The sequence below is a fragment of the Proteocatella sp. QWL-06 genome (assembly GCF_058684135.1).
Genome location: NZ_CM178755.1, coordinates 970,152 through 986,431 on the forward strand (window position 1 = coordinate 970,152; position 16,280 = coordinate 986,431).

General features: G+C 41.7%; 14 protein-coding genes and 1 riboswitch. Of the genes, 12 read left to right on the top strand and 2 right to left on the bottom strand.

The features are described 5' to 3' along the window. The first annotated feature begins 87 nt into the window (after positions 1–87). Positions 88–1,458, top strand: coding sequence for a cobyrinic acid a,c-diamide synthase CobB (locus AC4PGZ_RS04695; RefSeq protein ID WP_492159889.1), 1,371 nt, complete (start codon positions 88–90; stop codon positions 1,456–1,458). Positions 1,459–1,463: 5 nt separating this feature from the next. Here the strand turns inward: AC4PGZ_RS04695 and AC4PGZ_RS04700 are convergent, their stop codons facing one another. After that, a complete protein-coding gene (locus AC4PGZ_RS04700) occupies positions 1,464–2,816 on the bottom strand; it encodes a Na+/H+ antiporter NhaC family protein (protein ID WP_492159890.1) in 1,353 nt (450 codons plus the stop codon). Positions 2,817–3,004: 188 nt separating this feature from the next. On the opposite strand from AC4PGZ_RS04700, the gene AC4PGZ_RS04705 reads away from it, so the two are divergent. From AC4PGZ_RS04705 to hpt, 3 genes are all read left to right on the top strand, one after another. Beyond that, entirely contained in the window at positions 3,005–4,627 is a 1,623-nt protein-coding gene (locus AC4PGZ_RS04705; protein WP_492159891.1) for an ABC-F family ATP-binding cassette domain-containing protein, read from the top strand. Positions 4,628–4,689: 62 nt separating this feature from the next. Next, positions 4,690–5,595 (top strand): DMT family transporter, encoded by a 906-nt coding sequence (locus tag AC4PGZ_RS04710; RefSeq protein WP_492159892.1) that lies wholly within the window; start codon positions 4,690–4,692, stop codon positions 5,593–5,595. Positions 5,596–5,699: 104 nt separating this feature from the next. After that, the gene (hpt, locus tag AC4PGZ_RS04715; protein ID WP_492159893.1) at positions 5,700–6,239 is read left to right on the top strand and encodes a hypoxanthine phosphoribosyltransferase; all 540 of its coding nucleotides are present in this window, start codon (positions 5,700–5,702) and stop codon (positions 6,237–6,239) included. A 39-nt stretch (positions 6,240–6,278) separates the two neighbouring features. Here hpt and AC4PGZ_RS04720 read toward each other — a convergent pair whose 3' ends face one another. After that, the gene (locus tag AC4PGZ_RS04720) at positions 6,279–7,265 is read right to left on the bottom strand and encodes an asparaginase (protein ID WP_492159894.1); all 987 of its coding nucleotides are present in this window, start codon (positions 7,263–7,265) and stop codon (positions 6,279–6,281) included. Between the two features lie 190 nt (positions 7,266–7,455). On the opposite strand from AC4PGZ_RS04720, the gene AC4PGZ_RS04725 reads away from it, so the two are divergent. The 8 genes from AC4PGZ_RS04725 (at position 7,456) to pflA (ending at position 16,179) form a co-directional block, all read left to right on the top strand. Further along, positions 7,456–8,607 (top strand): cysteine desulfurase family protein, encoded by a 1,152-nt coding sequence (locus tag AC4PGZ_RS04725; RefSeq protein ID WP_492159895.1) that lies wholly within the window; start codon positions 7,456–7,458, stop codon positions 8,605–8,607. A gap of 1 nt (position 8,608) precedes the next feature. Further along, positions 8,609–9,787: a tRNA uracil 4-sulfurtransferase ThiI gene (gene thiI, locus AC4PGZ_RS04730; RefSeq protein ID WP_492159896.1), complete on the top strand. Its 1,179-nt coding sequence runs from the start codon at positions 8,609–8,611 to the stop codon at positions 9,785–9,787. Between the two features lie 65 nt (positions 9,788–9,852). Beyond that, a complete protein-coding gene (locus tag AC4PGZ_RS04735) occupies positions 9,853–10,296 on the top strand; it encodes an N-acetyltransferase (protein WP_492159897.1) in 444 nt (147 codons plus the stop codon). Further along, the gene (truA, locus tag AC4PGZ_RS04740; protein WP_492159898.1) at positions 10,286–11,032 is read left to right on the top strand and encodes a tRNA pseudouridine(38-40) synthase TruA; all 747 of its coding nucleotides are present in this window, start codon (positions 10,286–10,288) and stop codon (positions 11,030–11,032) included. The genes AC4PGZ_RS04735 and truA overlap by 11 nt, the downstream gene beginning before the upstream one ends. 18 nt (positions 11,033–11,050) lie before the next feature. Then, entirely contained in the window at positions 11,051–12,373 is a 1,323-nt protein-coding gene (locus AC4PGZ_RS04745) for a bifunctional folylpolyglutamate synthase/dihydrofolate synthase (protein ID WP_492159899.1), read from the top strand. 92 nt (positions 12,374–12,465) lie between these two features. After that, positions 12,466–12,984 (top strand): peptidylprolyl isomerase, encoded by a 519-nt coding sequence (locus AC4PGZ_RS04750; RefSeq protein WP_492159900.1) that lies wholly within the window; start codon positions 12,466–12,468, stop codon positions 12,982–12,984. Between the two features lie 60 nt (positions 12,985–13,044). Next, a riboswitch (ZMP/ZTP riboswitch) is annotated at positions 13,045–13,126 on the top strand. Between the two features lie 100 nt (positions 13,127–13,226). Then, a complete protein-coding gene (pflB, locus tag AC4PGZ_RS04755) occupies positions 13,227–15,458 on the top strand; it encodes a formate C-acetyltransferase (protein ID WP_492159901.1) in 2,232 nt (743 codons plus the stop codon). Continuing rightward, complete coding sequence (gene pflA, locus AC4PGZ_RS04760; RefSeq protein WP_492159902.1) at positions 15,445–16,179, top strand: pyruvate formate-lyase-activating protein; 735 nt, start codon at positions 15,445–15,447, stop codon at positions 16,177–16,179. The genes pflB and pflA overlap by 14 nt, the downstream gene beginning before the upstream one ends. Positions 16,180–16,280: the final 101 nt, after the last annotated feature.

Below are 16,280 nucleotides of genomic sequence, written 5' to 3' on the forward strand. Positions count from 1 at the left end.
AATTATTAAATACTGTATATAAATTATATCACAGTATCTTGAGAAAAATAAGAGAAAATGAAATTATAGACGGAGGAATAAGGATATATGAAAAAAATAATGATTGCAGCGGTGAGCAGTTCGACGGGTAAGACTACAGTAAGCTGTGGACTTATGAGAGCTTTCAGAAACAGGAACATGAAGGTTCAGCCATTCAAGGTAGGGCCTGACTATATCGATACAGAATATCATACGAAATCTAGCGGATTTAAATCCAGAAATCTTGACGAATTCATGCTTCCTGTTGAGGAAATCAGATATATATTTGGTACAAATTCTCAGGAAAAGGATATATCTGTAATAGAAGGGGTAATGGGACTATACGACGGATACGGATCTTCGCTTGATTATTGCAGCAGCGCAAACATCTCAAAGATACTTTCCTGTCCAGTCATACTCGTCATTGATGCAAGAGCCATGGCAGCTTCGGCGGCAGCTCTCGTATATGGCTTCAAAAACATAGACAGAGACGTCAACCTTGCCGGAGTGATAGTGAATAATGTTAATACAGAGAGTCACTATACGCTTCTTAAGGATGCGATAATGAAGTACACAGGTGTACCTGTGGTAGGCAGGATTCCGAGGGATGAGAGATTCAGCCTTTCTTCAAGGCATCTTGGACTCACTCCAAGCTTTGAAGTAGATGAGCTCGAAGAAAAGCTCGACTATGTGTCAGCAAAGCTTGAAGAATATCTTGATATAGACATGATTCTGAAGATAGCGGAAAATGAGGAAAATACGTTTGACAGGAAAAGGCGGGACGAAGTAAGAGGCATTACTGATGTAAGGCTGGCTATTGCCTATGACAAGGCGTTCAATTTCTATTATCAGGATAATCTTGACCTGCTTGAGGAGATGGGTGTAAGGCTGATAAGATTCAGTCCGCTTGAAGACCGTGAGCTCCCAGAATGTGATGGCATATATATCGGCGGAGGGTTTCCTGAGATATTTGCCTCTGAACTTTCGAAAAACACGGAAATACTTGAGCAGATAAAGCAGAAATCTCTTGATGGGATGCCGATTTATGCAGAGTGCGGAGGACTTATGTATCTTGGAGAAAAAGTTGAGGACATGGATGGCAATCTGTATGGCATGACTGGCATATTCAAGGGTACGAGCAAGATGCAGAAAAGGCTTCAGAGATTCGGATACTGCAGCGGCGAATCAAATGCAGATACTGTAATATCACACAGGGGACAGGTTGTAAAAGGGCATGAATTCCACTATTCTGTTTTTGAGTCTGATATGGAGAATGCTTTTGACATGTTCAAGGAGATGTCAGACGGACAGATAAAGCGCTGGGGAGGCGGATACTGCCTGAGAAATACTCTGGGCACCTACCTCCACGCTCATTTTTGCAGCGATTACGCTGTAGCTCTCAATTTTATAGATAAAATGGAGAATTATAGAAAAAGATAGCCTTATCAGACAATCTGCTTTTTTTTCAGAAGGAAGGACGAAATTACTGTCACAGCCGGGCATATGAAGCAGAACAGTGCATAGGGAATGAATGAGATTCCTGCCGGTATTATACTGCTTATTATTATGAAATTTATGTTCCAGGGTATCACAGGAGCGACAATTATTCCGCTGTCAGATATCGTACGCGCGAGTACTTCGGGGGCTATGCCAAACTCTTCATACTTTTCTCTGAGCAGGGATCCCGGGAGCACTATTCCAACGGTCTGGTCGCAGGTAAGCACTGTGAGTCCTGTGCTTATGAGTGCAGTTTTGGTTATCAGTTCAGAAGGCGTCTTGATGTTTTTTACGAAGTTTCCGATGATGTAACTGATGATGCCGCTTTTTTCAAAGATGCTGACAAGAAATATGGCACTTATTACGATTGCTATGACTTCGATCATCCCGGACACACCGCCTCCTCTGAGTATGGACCCAAGATATTCATTTTCAGAGTGCAGAGCAAACCCGTTTACAAGGAATCCGAGCGTATCAGCAGCGCTGTAACCCTGTACTGCAGTCGTAAGAAGAGAGCCAATAAGCACGCCGCTTCCTATGGTAATCAGAGAATTCATGCCTCTTGAGGACATGATTATGATGAAGGCTGGGAAAAGCAGAAGCCATGGAGATATAACGTAAGAATCGCCAAGTGCGCTCTGTAGCATTACGAAGCTGCTGACATCATCTCCTACAATGTACCTGTTTCCTATTGCCAGATAGAACGCAAGCGTTATCAGGATAGAGGGCACGAGGGTAAAAAGCATGGATTTCAGAACCTTGTTATAGCTGGTTTCGGTTACCTTCAGCATTATGTTCATAAGTCCTGAAAGCGGGGATATCTTGTCCGCTATAAAAGCTCCGGAGACTATCGTTCCCATCATTATGTGTGAGGGGATTCCAATTGCGGATCCTATGCTGTAGAGTATGAGTCCTATAGTGCTGAAGGTACCAACAGCAGTTCCCATGAATACGGAGCACAGGGTTATTATTATGAAGCTGAAGAATAGGAAGTTGATTCCCTTTACGTAGTTGAATCCGTAGTATATCATCGATGCTATCACGCCGGATGATAGCCACATGGACACAGTGGCACCAATCAGCAGTATGGTTATGTAAAGCGGTATGTATTTAAGTACCGAATCTGCTGACTGGCTGAGCAGGAGCTTTGTGTCAAAGCCGTTTGCGGACATCACAATCAGTGAGTATATTATTGCAGCCCAAAAGCTGAATATGAGGCTGAATCCAAAATAAACGGAAGCTGCAATCAGCAATATTGTCACGGTCATAAGATTAAATGAAAGTTTTCTGTATGTGTTCATGATTTCCCCTAACTGAAAATAAAGTGTTTAACTATTTGCAAGGCTGTAATGAAATTTTACAGGCAATTTATTTGCATGTCAATTATCAAAATATTTATACGAAAATAACTGTATTTTTTCTGCATGATATAGTATAATATATAAGTATGCGTAAATAACAATAATAATATATAAGTGAGGAGTAAAGAATGATAAATGTAACAGGGGTTGGACTCAGATTTGGCGACAGGCAGCTGTTCAAGGATGTAAATCTTAAATTTACAGAAGGAAACTGCTATGGAGTAATCGGAGCTAATGGTGCCGGAAAATCAACGTTCCTGAAGATCCTTTCAGGAGAGATAGAGGCAAATGACGGAAGCGTGACTATAGAGCCTGGAAAGAGAATGGCTGTATTAAAGCAGGACCACTTCCAGTTTGATGAAGAAATAGTTCTCAATACTGTAATAATGGGACACGAAAGACTTCATCATATAATGCTTGAAAAAGATGCCATATATATGAAGGAAGATTTTACTGATGAAGACGGTATGAAAGCAGCAGAGCTTGAGGCTGAATTCGCAGAGCTTGACGGCTGGGAATCTGAATCAAATGCAGCATCTCTTCTTATGGGACTTGGAATACCAAAGGATCTTCATGACAAGCAGATAAAAGAACTCAAAGGTGGAGACAAAGTAAAGGTTCTCCTTGCTCAGGCGCTTTTTGGAAAGCCTGACATACTACTTCTGGATGAGCCTACAAACCACCTTGACTTCAAATCCATAATGTGGCTTGAAAACTTCCTTATGAACCTTGAAGATTCGACCATAATAATCGTATCCCACGACAGACACTTCCTGAACAAGGTATGTACTCACATGTGTGACGTGGATTTCAGCAAGATACAGCTGTATGTAGGAAACTATGATTTCTGGTATGAGTCAAGTCAGCTGGCTTCAAAGCTCATGAAGGATCAGAATAAGAAGGTACAGGAAAAAGCAAAGGAGCTTCAGGACTTTATCGCAAGGTTCAGCTCAAATGCTTCCAAGGCAAAACAGGCGACATCAAGAAAGAAGCAGCTTGAAAAGCTTACTTTTGAAGACATAAGACCGAGCTCAAGACGTTATCCGTTTGTCGGATTCACGCCTGAGAGAGAAGTAGGAAATGAGCTTCTTGAAGTAGATGGAATCACTAAGACCGTAAATGGAGTAAAGATACTGGACAACGTATCTTTCAGACTTACTAAAGACGACAAGGTAGTTTTCATGAGCAAGAATGAGCAGGCTGTGACTATGCTGTTCAAGATATTGACTGGCGAAGAAGAGCCGGACAGTGGAACCTTCAAGTGGGGAGTAACTACGTCTGTTTCGTATCTTCCAAAGGACAACAATAAATATTTCGATGGTCTTGAAATAAATCTTGTAGACTGGCTTAGACAGTATTCAACTGATAAGACAGAAACCTTCATAAGAGGATTCCTTGGAAGGATGCTTTTCTCAGGGGAAGAGGTTCTTAAATCGGCTTCTGTTCTTTCCGGAGGAGAAAAAGTAAGATGTATGCTCTCAAGAATGATGATTGCAAACTCAAACGTGCTTGTGATGGACGATCCAACAAACCACCTGGATCTTGAATCGATAACAGCGCTGAACGAAGGGCTTATAAGATTCAGCGGAAGCATGCTGTTCTCATCTCACGACCATCAGTTCATAAGCTCTATCGCTAACAGGATAATTGAAATAACTCCTGGAGGAATAATGGACAGAATGATGGAGTTTGATGAATACCTTGAGAATGATGATATACAGTCACAGGTCGAAAAGATGTATAACGTTTAGAATATGATATATTTTAAAATGCATGAATAACTTCATGCATTTTAGTACATAGGAGAAAAATTATGGACAGGACGAAAAAGCAGGTTTTATTTGCAGATTTAGGATTACTGCTTGTGGCGCTTCTCTGGGGGGCAGGATTTCTTTTTACCAAAAGGGGACTGGATTATATAACTCCGCTCTGGATGATGTCGATGAGATTTGTAGGAGCTACGATCATAATGAGCATAGTGTTTTATAAGAATTTCAGAAAAATAAGCAAGTCAGACTTGAAGGCAGGACTTATCATTGGGATATTCCTTTATATCGCTTTTGCAACCCAGACTATCGGGCTTCAGTTTACGAGCATTTCGAATCAGGCTTTTCTGACGGCGACAAATGTTGTATTCGTGCCATTTCTGGTCTGGGTAGTCTACAAAAAAGCTCCGGACAAATTCGCATTCATCGGTGCAGCGCTCGCTACCGTAGGGATAGGGCTCATTACGCTCAAGGAAGGACTTCATCTCAATGTCGGAGACATGTGGACACTTGCCTGCGCTGTATTTTTTGCCGGACATATAGTTTCAATAGGTTTTTTTGCTAAGGAGAATGATCCTATAGCGCTTACGATAGTCCAGTTTGCCGTAGCAGCTGTTCTTTCACTCGTGTCTGCGCTCATGATGGAGCCTCTTCCTGCAAAGATAGGTTCAGAGGCCATGTTGTCTGTTGGTTATATGGTGCTTGCGTCTACTCTGCTGGCGTTTCTTCTCCAGAACATATGCCAGAAATATACTCCATCCACACATGCATCACTCATTCTTTCACTTGAGTCCGTATTCGGAACTCTTGTTGCTGTTGTCTTTGAAGGGGAGATGTTCAATCTGCAGATGGCGCTTGGATGCATAACCGTTTTTGCGGCTATACTTCTTATAGAAACAAGGTTTGAATTTCTTGGATTTGGCAAAAAGGAATCCAGTGAAATCAAGGCTTAGAAAATACAGATAATATGCTATTTGATTATTGACATTTCAGTGTATTTTATTTAAAATTGTCTATAAACAGTGATACAAATATTGAAAAAGAAAGTGAGAAAAAAATGGATATTGAGAGTAAGGTCTGGGAAGTACTTTGTTCAGAGGAAGAGATTGAAGACAGGATAAGCGAACTTGGAGAAGAAATCAGCAAGGAATATGAGGGAAAGACTCTGCTTGTGGTATCTCTGCTTAAAGGAAGCTTTATATTCGCAGCTGACCTTGTAAGGAAAATAAGAATACCTTTAAAAGTTGGTTTCATGATGACCTCAAGCTATGGACATTCAGAAACATCAAGTGGAAGTGTATCTATAAACATGGATATACAGGATAACCTCGAGGGGGTAGATGTGCTTGTTGTGGATGATATTACTGATTCAGGAATTACTATGAAATATGTTACAGAACATATAATGAAAAAGTCTCCGGCCAGCGTAAGGAGCTGTGTGCTTCTTGACAAGCCGGAAAGAAGACAGGTTGATTTTGAGGCAGACTATATAGGCTTCTCAATAGAGGACAAGTTTGTCGTAGGGTACGGTCTTAATTACGGAGATTTTTACAGAAACATACCGTATGTTTTTGCAGTCACAAATGAAGACAGATAAATGAAAACAAAAAAACTGGCGTAAACCAGTTTTTTTGTTTTATATATAGTTTTTTTCAAACAGATCTCTTATGAAGCTCATGTCATCTGTCACTCCAAGTGCGAGCATAAGCTTTATCCTGGCCTTTTCACCAGAAAGCTCACCGCCAAATATAACTCCGAGGTCGCGCAGGTTTTTTCCTCCGCCCGGATATCCGTAGCTTGACATGACTCTTCCTGAGTGGCATCTTGAAACTATTACCACAGCTATGTTTTTGGAAATAGCTCTTTTTATTGAAGGCACAAGATCTGGCGGAAGGTTTCCTCTTCCCATGGCTTCAATCACTATTCCTCTTGATCCTTTATCTATGCAGAAGTCAAGGATATCCGTTCCCATATCCATGCATGATTTTATTAGGACGACATTTTTTTCAATTTTATCAGTTTCTATGAAATCACGAACAGTTATGTTTCTGTGGATTATGAATTCATTGGTATCGATTATTCCTATTGGGCCGTAGCTTGATTGGAATGTATTAAGAGACATAGTGTTCGTCTTTGTGACCTCTCTTGCGGTATTGACTTCGTTGTTGAGAACTACGAGTACGCCTTTTCCCACTGCGTTTGGAGATATGGCAGTACATACTGCAGCTGCAAGGTTTGAGGAACCGTCATATCCAAGCTCTGAGCTGTTTCTCATTGCGCCGACCACAACCACCGGCTTCTTTATGCAAAGCGCAAGATCAAGGAAATATGCGGTCTCTTCCAGAGTATCTGTTCCGTGAGTGATTATTATGCCGGATATGTCTTCTCTTTCTGCGAGTTCAAGTACCATGTTCTTTATTTCAAAGAGCATATCAAAATTGACATGCGGCCCCGGGATCTCACAGTATTCTATAGTCTCTATGTCAGCGAGCTTGTCTATGTTTGTAACCATCGAAAGAATCTGGTTGCCTGAAAGAGAAGGTATGGCTGCCCCGATCTTTTCATCGATGGTCATGGATATGGTTCCGCCGGTAAATATTATTGCCACTTTAGGTTTTTTCATGAGTTATAGCCTCCAAAATTGAGATTTATGAAATTAACATATGTAATCTTGAAAATGACACACAAAATATTGTATGATAAAATACGCAAATATACAATTACTTTTTGTAGTAATGGACATAAAGTGATATAATTATATATTGAAGTTAAGGTAAATATGTTTACAGAATTATATAGATATTGGAGTTAAGATGAAAGAAATATATTTTGATAACAGTGCGACTACAAAGCCCTATCCCGAAGCAGCAGATCAGGCGAGGCTTGCGATTGAAGAGATGTTTCACAATCCGTCTTCCATATACAGCAGGGGAATAGCTGTTTCGAGGAAAATGGAAGAAATAAGGGAAATTACAGCTGAGACTATCAACGCAAAGCCAAGGAGCATAGTTTTCACATCAGGAGGAACTGAGTCCATAAACACAGCTATAATATCAGCTCTTCGAAATTCGAGGGGAAGACACATCGTCACTACTGAATATGAGCATGACGCAACGCTCAACATAATAAAGAAATACGAGAGAGAAGGCTGGAAGGTTACTTATATAAAGCCTGAAAACGGGAAAATAGAAGCTGAGAGCATCCTGAATGCGGTTTCATCCGATACCGCACTTGTAAGCGTGATGCATGTGAATAACGAGACCGGAAATATCATAGATATAAATCTTCTTGGCACAGAGATGAAGAAAAAAAGCCCTGGTACAGCGCTTCACATAGATGCGGTGCAGTCATATATGAAGCTCAGGCTGGACGTTGAAAAATGCAGTGCAGACTATCTGAGCATTTCCGGACACAAAATTCATGCAGTAAAAGGAACTGGAGTGCTATATGTAAGGGATACTTCGAGGTTCAATCCGGTTTTTCTTGGGGGCGGACAGGAAAAGGGGTATCGCTCCGGTACGGAGAACACTCCGGGAATATTTGCATTTGGAAAAGCCGTAGAGCTGAATTACGGAGATTTCAACAAAAAGACGGAATATATAAGGGACCTGAGAGATTATTTCAGAGCATCCCTGGAAGAGAACATCGAAAATATCAGATTTAATTCACCTGAAGAAGGGGTATGTCATATACTGAATGTATCCTTTAAAGGAGCAAAGGCTGAGATACTGCTCCATACACTTGAAAGCAGAGGTATATATGTTTCCACGGGTTCTGCCTGTTCTTCAAAGAAGAAGGGATCTCATGTGCTCAGATCTCTCGGGCTAAGAGATATAGAGATAGAAGGGGCTATAAGGTTCTCGCTCTCTTCTCTCAACACCAAAGAGGAAATAGACAGCTGCATTTCAGAGCTGAAAGCTGCAGTTGAAGATATAAGGACGATTACGAAATTTGGAAGGAGATAGTATGTTCAATACCATAATAATCAGAAATGGTGAAGTGGCTATAAAAGGAGAAAACAGACCTGTATTTGAAAAGAAGCTTATGACTAACATCAAGAAGGCACTTTACGGAATGCAGATTCAGGGATATAAGGTCTACAAGGGAGAGGGAAGGATATATATAGATGCCGATCCCGAAATAATGGACCAGGTTATTGAGAAAGTGAGAAATGTATTCGGAGTTGTAACTCTCAGCCCTGCAATTAAGGCTGAGAAGGGATATGAAAAGCTCAAGGAGATGTGTCTCGAGGTATTTGAGGATGCGATAGCAAATGGAGAATACAAGACCTTCAAGATGGACGTAAAGCGCCAGAACAAGTCTTTCCATATGACATCTCCTGAAATGACAAAGGACATAGCCGGATATATACTTTCAAAGCATGGAGACAAGATAGGGGTAGATGTATTCAAGCCTGAACTGACTGTCTACGCTGAATTCAGGGACAATCTTAACATAGTGTACGCCAGAAAAATAGACGGAGCAGGAGGCATGCCTGTTGGGATAAACGGAAAGGTGGCAACTCTGCTTTCCGGAGGGATAGACTCACCTGTAGCGACTTATCTTGCCTCAAAGAGAGGACTCGAGATTGAAGCCGTACATTTCCACAGCTTCCCGTTCACGAGCGAGAAATCCATGCAGAAGGTGGAACAGCTGGCAAAGATCGTGTCACTTTACACTGGAAGCATCAAGATACACATGGTCAACCTTCTCCCTGTTCAGAAGGAGATTGCAGAAAAATGTCCAGAAGAGCTTATGACAATACTCTCAAGAAGATTCATGATGAGAATAGCTGAGAGGATAGCTAATCAGACAGGATGCGGAGCCCTTGTGACTGGAGAGAGCATAGGACAGGTAGCTTCTCAGACGATAGAAGGACTGACTGCAACAAATGATGTAGTGAGGACCATGCCGGTTATAAGACCGCTGATTTCATTTGACAAGGAAGATATCATAAAGATAGCGAGGAACATAGAAACCTTTGAAACCTCAATAATACCGGAAGAAGACTGCTGCACAGTATTTCTGCCAAAGAGACCCGCAACAAAGCCGAAGCTTGAAAAGATATACAAGGCTGAAGAAGCTCTTGATATTGAAAAGCTGGTTTCAGAAGCTATCGAAAATTCAACAGTTGTGGATGTCTAAGCACATTTTCTCAACTTAATGATCAGAGTATATCTTTTTGGGTTAGAAATAGAATGGTGAGTCATATGATAAGAAAATTTGAGATAAGAGATACCGCAGCCGTTATGCAGGTCTGGCTGGAAACAATCGTAGAAGCACATGATTTCGTGAATGAAAGTTACTGGCATGGCGCCATTGACAATATGAGGTCAAACTATCTTCTCAACAGCGAGAGCTATGTCTATACGGTTAACGGTGGCATCGTAGGTTTTATATCAATCATCGAAGATAACACTATAGGAGCTATATTTGTAGAAAAGCCTTTTCAGAAAAAAGGTATTGGTACCCAGCTCATGGACTGCGTAAAGGAAAATCATGAAAAGCTGTATATTTCAGTATATGAAAAAAATGAACATGCCCAGGAATTTTTATCCAGGGAAGGGTTCAGCTTTGAATACAGACAGCATGATGAGAATACAAATGAAACAGAGTTGCTTTATATATGGGAAAAGAGAGAAAATGAACTATAAGATGATTATACAGTTTGACGGTGGAAGGTACAGAGGGTTTCAGAAACAGACCGGAACAAAGGAGAATGAAAGTACAATCCAGGGTAAGCTTGAATCAGTAATCAGGACCTTTACAGGTCATGAGGTACAGCTGATTGGATGCGGAAGGACTGATGCGGGTGTCCACAGTGAAAACTACACTGCCAATTTCCATACTGAAATAAGGCTGGATGAAGCCGAGCTTCTTCATCATTTTGACATGTATCTACCTGAAGACATATTCGTAAAAGATGTCAGCATAGTGTCAGACAGATTTCATTCAAGATATAATGCGCATTCAAAGACATATCAGTACAGAATTTCCACAGACAGAAACCGAAACGTATTCACAAGAAAATATTCATATCATATAAACGAAATGCCGGACATGGAGAAAATGAGGACTATGGCTCAGGAATTCATTGGGGAGAAGGATTTTTCTGGATTTACCAACCTTAAGTCAAAAAAGAAGTCAACAGTAAGAAAAATATACCGTATCGACATTCATCAGGATAAAAACGGCGAGATAATGATTGACATAGAAGGAAACGGGTTTCTTCAGAATATGGCAAGGATAATCGCAGGGACCATTCTTGAAGCCGGCACGGGAAAAAGAGATACTGAATCTGTCAGAAAAATATTCAGTGGCGGGGCAAGAGAAGACGCAGGAGCAATGCTTCCATCGCAGGGACTCAAGCTCTTAAATGTAAAATACTAACGAAACCGAGAGGCGGACATGGATTACAGACAGGCGCTCAATTATATAGAAAACACAGGAAAATTTGGTTCCAGGCTCGGACTTGAGAATGTTTCGAGGCTTCTGGACATATTAGGGAACCCTCACAGAGAGTTAAGGATAATTCATGTAGCTGGCACAAATGGAAAGGGTTCCACATGCTCTTTCATAAATAGCATGCTGATTTATCAGGGGTATAATGTAGGCCTCTACACATCTCCCTATCTTGAAGAATTCAATGAGAGGATAAAGATAAACAACGTCAATATTTCAGATGAGGATCTTGCTCAAAGCGTAAGCAGAGTAAGCGATGCAATCGGTCAGATGATTGAAGAAGGGTGCGATCACCCAACTGAATTTGAGATAATAACTGCGTGCGCATTTCTTTATTTCAGAGACAGGGATGTGGACTTTGCCGTGATAGAGGTTGGCCTTGGAGGAAGACTGGATGCTACTAATGTGTGTATTCCTCTGGTAAGCGCCATAACTTCGATAAGCATGGATCATACGGAGTATCTTGGTGACACACTTGCCCGGATCGCATTCGAAAAAGGCGGTATCATCAAAAATAAGCGGCCGGTGGTGCTTTATCAGCAGTCTGATGAGGTGGAATCTGTCATATCATCGATATGCAGTGAAAGGGATTCTGAGCTGTTCATAACGGAAAATGATAAAATTGAATATATATCAGAGGGGATGAGTTCTCAGAGCGTGAATCTCGAAGTGATGGGTCACTTTTATTCAGGAATCGAGATAAGCCTTCCTGGACGTCATCAGGCGAGAAATCTTGCGGTTGCGCTGAGCGTGCTACGTCTGCTCGAGATTTCTTCTGACATATCGCAGGTTGATACAGAAGCTCTCTACAGGTCCATAAGAGAAACCCGTTGGCCTGGAAGGATGGAAGTGATAAAAACTGAGCCGCTGACTATAATAGATGGAGCACATAACCCGGACGGCGCAGCGATACTAAGCGAATCAGTCGACAGATATCTCGTCGGAAAAAAGATAAACCTTGTATTTGGAATGCTCAGAGACAAGGATATATTATCCGTTGCAAAGCTGCTCGCAGTCAGAGCGGACCGGATTATAATAACTGAGCCTGAAAGCCCAAGGGCCGCATCCTCAGCAGAAGTGCACGGAATAATACTTGAGGCATTAAGAGGAGAAGATGTACCAGATATAACAGAGATTCCTGATATAGAAGAGGCCGTCAGACATGCTCAGAGCATGGCAGGAGATGGCGAGGCGGTGATATATGCAGGATCGCTCTATATGATAGGCAGAGTGAGATCTCTGCTGAGGAAAATGTATGATATACAATAAATACTGCGCCTCATTCTATACAAAAAAACCAAATGATGATAAAATGATTCATATAAACAAAAAATATTATTAATTCTAAAGGAGAACACAATATGTCAAATCCAGTAGTAACCATGGAAATAAAAGACAGAGGAACGATTAAGATAGAATTATATCCTGAGATAGCGCCAAATACGGTAAACAATTTCATATCGCTTGTAAAAAAAGGATATTATGATGGACTTAAATTCCACAGAGTAATAAGAGGATTCATGATCCAGGGTGGAGATCCGCAGGGAACAGGTGCAGGTGGCCCGGGATATTCTATAAAAGGCGAATTTTCTTCGAATGGACACAAAAATGATCTGATTCACGAGCCTGGAGTTATATCTATGGCGAGAACTATGGCTCCAAACTCTGCCGGATCGCAGTTTTTCCTGATGACTTCAAACAGCCCTCATCTTGACGGACAGTATGCTGGCTTTGGTAAAGTAATTGAAGGTCTTGAAATCGCAATGGACATAGAAAAAGTTAAGACTGGCTTTGGAGACAAGCCAAAGGCTGATGAAATAATGGAAAAAGTAACTGTAGAGACATTTGGCTCTGAGTATCCTGAACCTGAGAAAATGTAGTTTTTCTTAGAGATATAATTTGCGCTATTGACTTAGAGCTTTTCTGAATATATAATATAAGTGTGTCGATATTTCTGGCGGATAAGTGGAGAATACCACGTGAGATATCGATAAATAACAGCCGACCGCCTGGGCAACACTATGAGATACTGCCCGGTATGGTTGACGCTACAAAAATGACTAACTCAAGGCAGTTCCTTACGGGGCTGCTTTTTTTATTTTTAATACAAGGAGGACTGGATATGGAATTCAAGCAGTGGCAGGGATTTGAAAAAGGTAGCTGGGTTGATGAGATTAACGTCAGCGATTTCATATTGAATAATTACACTCTGTATGATGGAGACGAAAGCTTTTTATGCGGTGCCACAGAGAGAACTCAGAAGATGATGCACAAGCTGAACATCCTCTTTGAGCAGGAGAAAAAGTCTGGAGGAGTACTCGATATCGATGTAGATACAGTGGCATCTCTTACCCACTTCAAGCCAGGGTATCTGGATAAGGAAAATGAAATAATAGTAGGACTTCAGACGGACAGCCCTCTTAAAAGAGCAGTCAATCCTTTTGGGGGAATAAAGATGACAAGAGAAGCCTGCAGGGAGTATGGCTATGAGCTGTCAGAGAAGGTAGAGAAGGAATTCAGCTTCAGGACTACTCATAATGACGGAGTTTTCAGGGCATATACAGACGAGATGAAGACAGCAAGAAAATCCGGTGTAATAACGGGGCTCCCAGATGCATATGGAAGAGGAAGAATAATTGGAGACTACAGAAGAGTAGCGCTTTATGGAGTGGATGTCCTTATCGAAGAGAAAAACCTTGATAAGAAGAAAATCGGCGAAAGCGTAATGGACGTAGACTCTATAAGAGCCTTGGAGGAGCTTTATCAGCAGATAGCATTTCTCAAGAAGCTCAAGGAGATGGCGATGTCTTACGGATATGACATATCAGAGCCGGCAAATGATGCAAGAGAGGCTGTGCAGTGGCTTTATTTTGCATATCTAGGTGCCATAAAGGAGCAGAACGGTGCCGCGATGTCACTTGGAAGGACAAGCACATTCCTGGACATCTATATAGAAAGAGACATTGCATCAGGAGCACTTGATGAATCTTCTGCTCAGGAGATCATAGATGATTTCGTAATGAAGCTCAGGATGGCAAGGCATCTGAGAACAAGGGACTACAATGAGCTTTTTGGCGGAGACCCGATGTGGATAACTGAGTGCGTAGGCGGGATGACACTGGAGGGAAAGAGCATGGTTACCAGAAACTCCTTCAGGATACTCAATACCCTCTATAATCTTGGACCATCCCCTGAGCCAAATCTTACAGTGTTATGGGCACAGAATCTTCCAGAAGGATTCAAGAAATTCTGTTCAAAGGTGTCAATCGATACAGATTCGATTCAATATGAAAATGATGACCTCATGAGACCGGAATTTGGAGATGACTATGCCATAGCGTGCTGTGTATCCGCCATGAAGATAGGAAATCAGATGCAGTTCTTCGGAGCCAGAGCAAATCTTGCAAAGCTTCTGCTGATAGCGCTAAACGGCGGTGTAGATGAAAATACTGGCATGCAGGTTGGACCTTCATCTGAGAGATATGACGGTGAGTATCTTGAATATGATACAGTGCTTGAAAAGCTTGACTTCTACAGAGAGTGGCTTGCAAAGCTATATGTAAACACTATGAACATAATCCATTACATGCATGACAAATATGCATACGAAAAGCTTCAGATGGCGCTTCATGACACTGACGTAGAGAGGCTTATGGCGTTTGGCGTGGCAGGACTTTCTGTGCTTGCAGATTCACTCTCAGCTATAAAATATGCAAAGGTAAAGCCTGTCAGAGACGAAAAAGGCATAATAATTGATTTTGAGGTTGAAGGAGATTTTCCGACATACGGAAATGATGACGACAGGGTAGACCAGATCGCAGTGGACCAGATAGTAAGATTCCATGAATCGCTGAAGAAAAATCCGACATACAGGAATGCGAAGCACACGCTTTCGGTCCTTACCATAACTTCGAATGTAGTATACGGCAAAAAGACAGGCTCGACTCCGGATGGAAGAAAGAAGGGGGAGGCATTTGCTCCCGGGGCAAATCCTATGCACAACAGGGAAAAGGAAGGGGCTCTCGCATCGCTTAACTCAGTTGCCAAAATACCATATGAATCATGCCAGGATGGGATTTCCTGTACTTTCTCAATAGTACCTCAGGCACTTGGAAAGTCGGAGGATGAGAGCAGGGAAAACCTGAGCAGCATTATAGACGGCTATTTTGCCCAGAATGCTCATCACATCAACGTGAATGTGCTTGAAAGAGAAAAGCTGATCGAAGCATATGAAAACCCTGAGCTTTACCCTAATCTTACTATAAGAGTATCGGGATACGCGGTAAATTTCGTAAAGCTCAGCAAAGCTCAGCAGCTTGAGGTCATAAAGAGGACTTTCCATGAAACCATGTAAAGTGACAGGAAGAGTCAGCTCATTCCAGAGCCTTGGAGCGGTAGACGGCCCGGGAATAAGGTTTGTGGTCTTTCTTCAGGGCTGTCCTCTAAGGTGCATCTACTGCCATAATCCAGAAACGTGGGATATGCAAGGCGGAACTGAAATGACGGCGGATGAGGTTTTTTCAAAAATCAGGAAATACAGGAATTACTTTGGGAAAAATGGCGGAGTGACTGTATCAGGAGGAGAAGCGCTTCTTCAGATCGAATTCGTAGAGGCGATATTTAGCCTCTGCAGAGAAGCCGGCATACACACTGCTCTTGACACCTCTGGAACAGGCTGCCAGGATGATGAAAAACTGGAGAATCTGCTGGGCCTGACGGATCTGGTGATATGTGACCTGAAATTTGTAAATGAAGAGGATTATGTCAGAAATACCGGCGGAAGCTTTAATCAGGTATTGCATTTTCTGGATCTGGCGGGAAAACATATGATTCCGGTCTGGATAAGGCAGGTCATAGTTCCGGGAATAAACGATGATGAGGAATCTGTAAAAAAACTCAATGAGATTTCAATGGCATATGAAAATGTTGAAAGAGTTGAACTTCTGGCCTTCAGAAATCTATGCATTCCCAAGTATGAAAAGCTGGGAATAAATTTCAGGCTGAGGGATACTCCTCAGGCCTCTGAAGAGCTTATTAGCAGGTTGTATGAATTCATTGAGAAAAAATCAATATAGTCAGAAAAGGATTGGGAATGTTCAGTTTCCAGTCCTTTTTTTCTGCTTTGTGATATAATTGAATGTAAGGCAATGTTAAATTTGAATATAATCTTTAAATC

Bases quoted from the DNA above. Each gene is read 5' to 3' on its own strand.
- AC4PGZ_RS04695 (WP_492159889.1), top strand. From the start codon at position 88: ATGAAAAAAATAATGATTGCAGCGGTGAGCAGTTCGACGGGTAAGACT.
- AC4PGZ_RS04700 (WP_492159890.1), bottom strand. From the start codon at position 2,816: ATGAACACATACAGAAAACTTTCATTTAATCTTATGACCGTGACAATA.
- AC4PGZ_RS04705 (WP_492159891.1), top strand. From the start codon at position 3,005: ATGATAAATGTAACAGGGGTTGGACTCAGATTTGGCGACAGGCAGCTG.
- AC4PGZ_RS04710 (WP_492159892.1), top strand. From the start codon at position 4,690: ATGGACAGGACGAAAAAGCAGGTTTTATTTGCAGATTTAGGATTACTG.
- hpt (WP_492159893.1), top strand. From the start codon at position 5,700: ATGGATATTGAGAGTAAGGTCTGGGAAGTACTTTGTTCAGAGGAAGAG.
- AC4PGZ_RS04720 (WP_492159894.1), bottom strand. From the start codon at position 7,265: ATGAAAAAACCTAAAGTGGCAATAATATTTACCGGCGGAACCATATCC.
- AC4PGZ_RS04725 (WP_492159895.1), top strand. From the start codon at position 7,456: ATGAAAGAAATATATTTTGATAACAGTGCGACTACAAAGCCCTATCCC.
- thiI (WP_492159896.1), top strand. From the start codon at position 8,609: ATGTTCAATACCATAATAATCAGAAATGGTGAAGTGGCTATAAAAGGA.
- AC4PGZ_RS04735 (WP_492159897.1), top strand. From the start codon at position 9,853: ATGATAAGAAAATTTGAGATAAGAGATACCGCAGCCGTTATGCAGGTC.
- truA (WP_492159898.1), top strand. From the start codon at position 10,286: ATGAACTATAAGATGATTATACAGTTTGACGGTGGAAGGTACAGAGGG.
- AC4PGZ_RS04745 (WP_492159899.1), top strand. From the start codon at position 11,051: ATGGATTACAGACAGGCGCTCAATTATATAGAAAACACAGGAAAATTT.
- AC4PGZ_RS04750 (WP_492159900.1), top strand. From the start codon at position 12,466: ATGTCAAATCCAGTAGTAACCATGGAAATAAAAGACAGAGGAACGATT.
- pflB (WP_492159901.1), top strand. From the start codon at position 13,227: ATGGAATTCAAGCAGTGGCAGGGATTTGAAAAAGGTAGCTGGGTTGAT.
- pflA (WP_492159902.1), top strand. From the start codon at position 15,445: ATGAAACCATGTAAAGTGACAGGAAGAGTCAGCTCATTCCAGAGCCTT.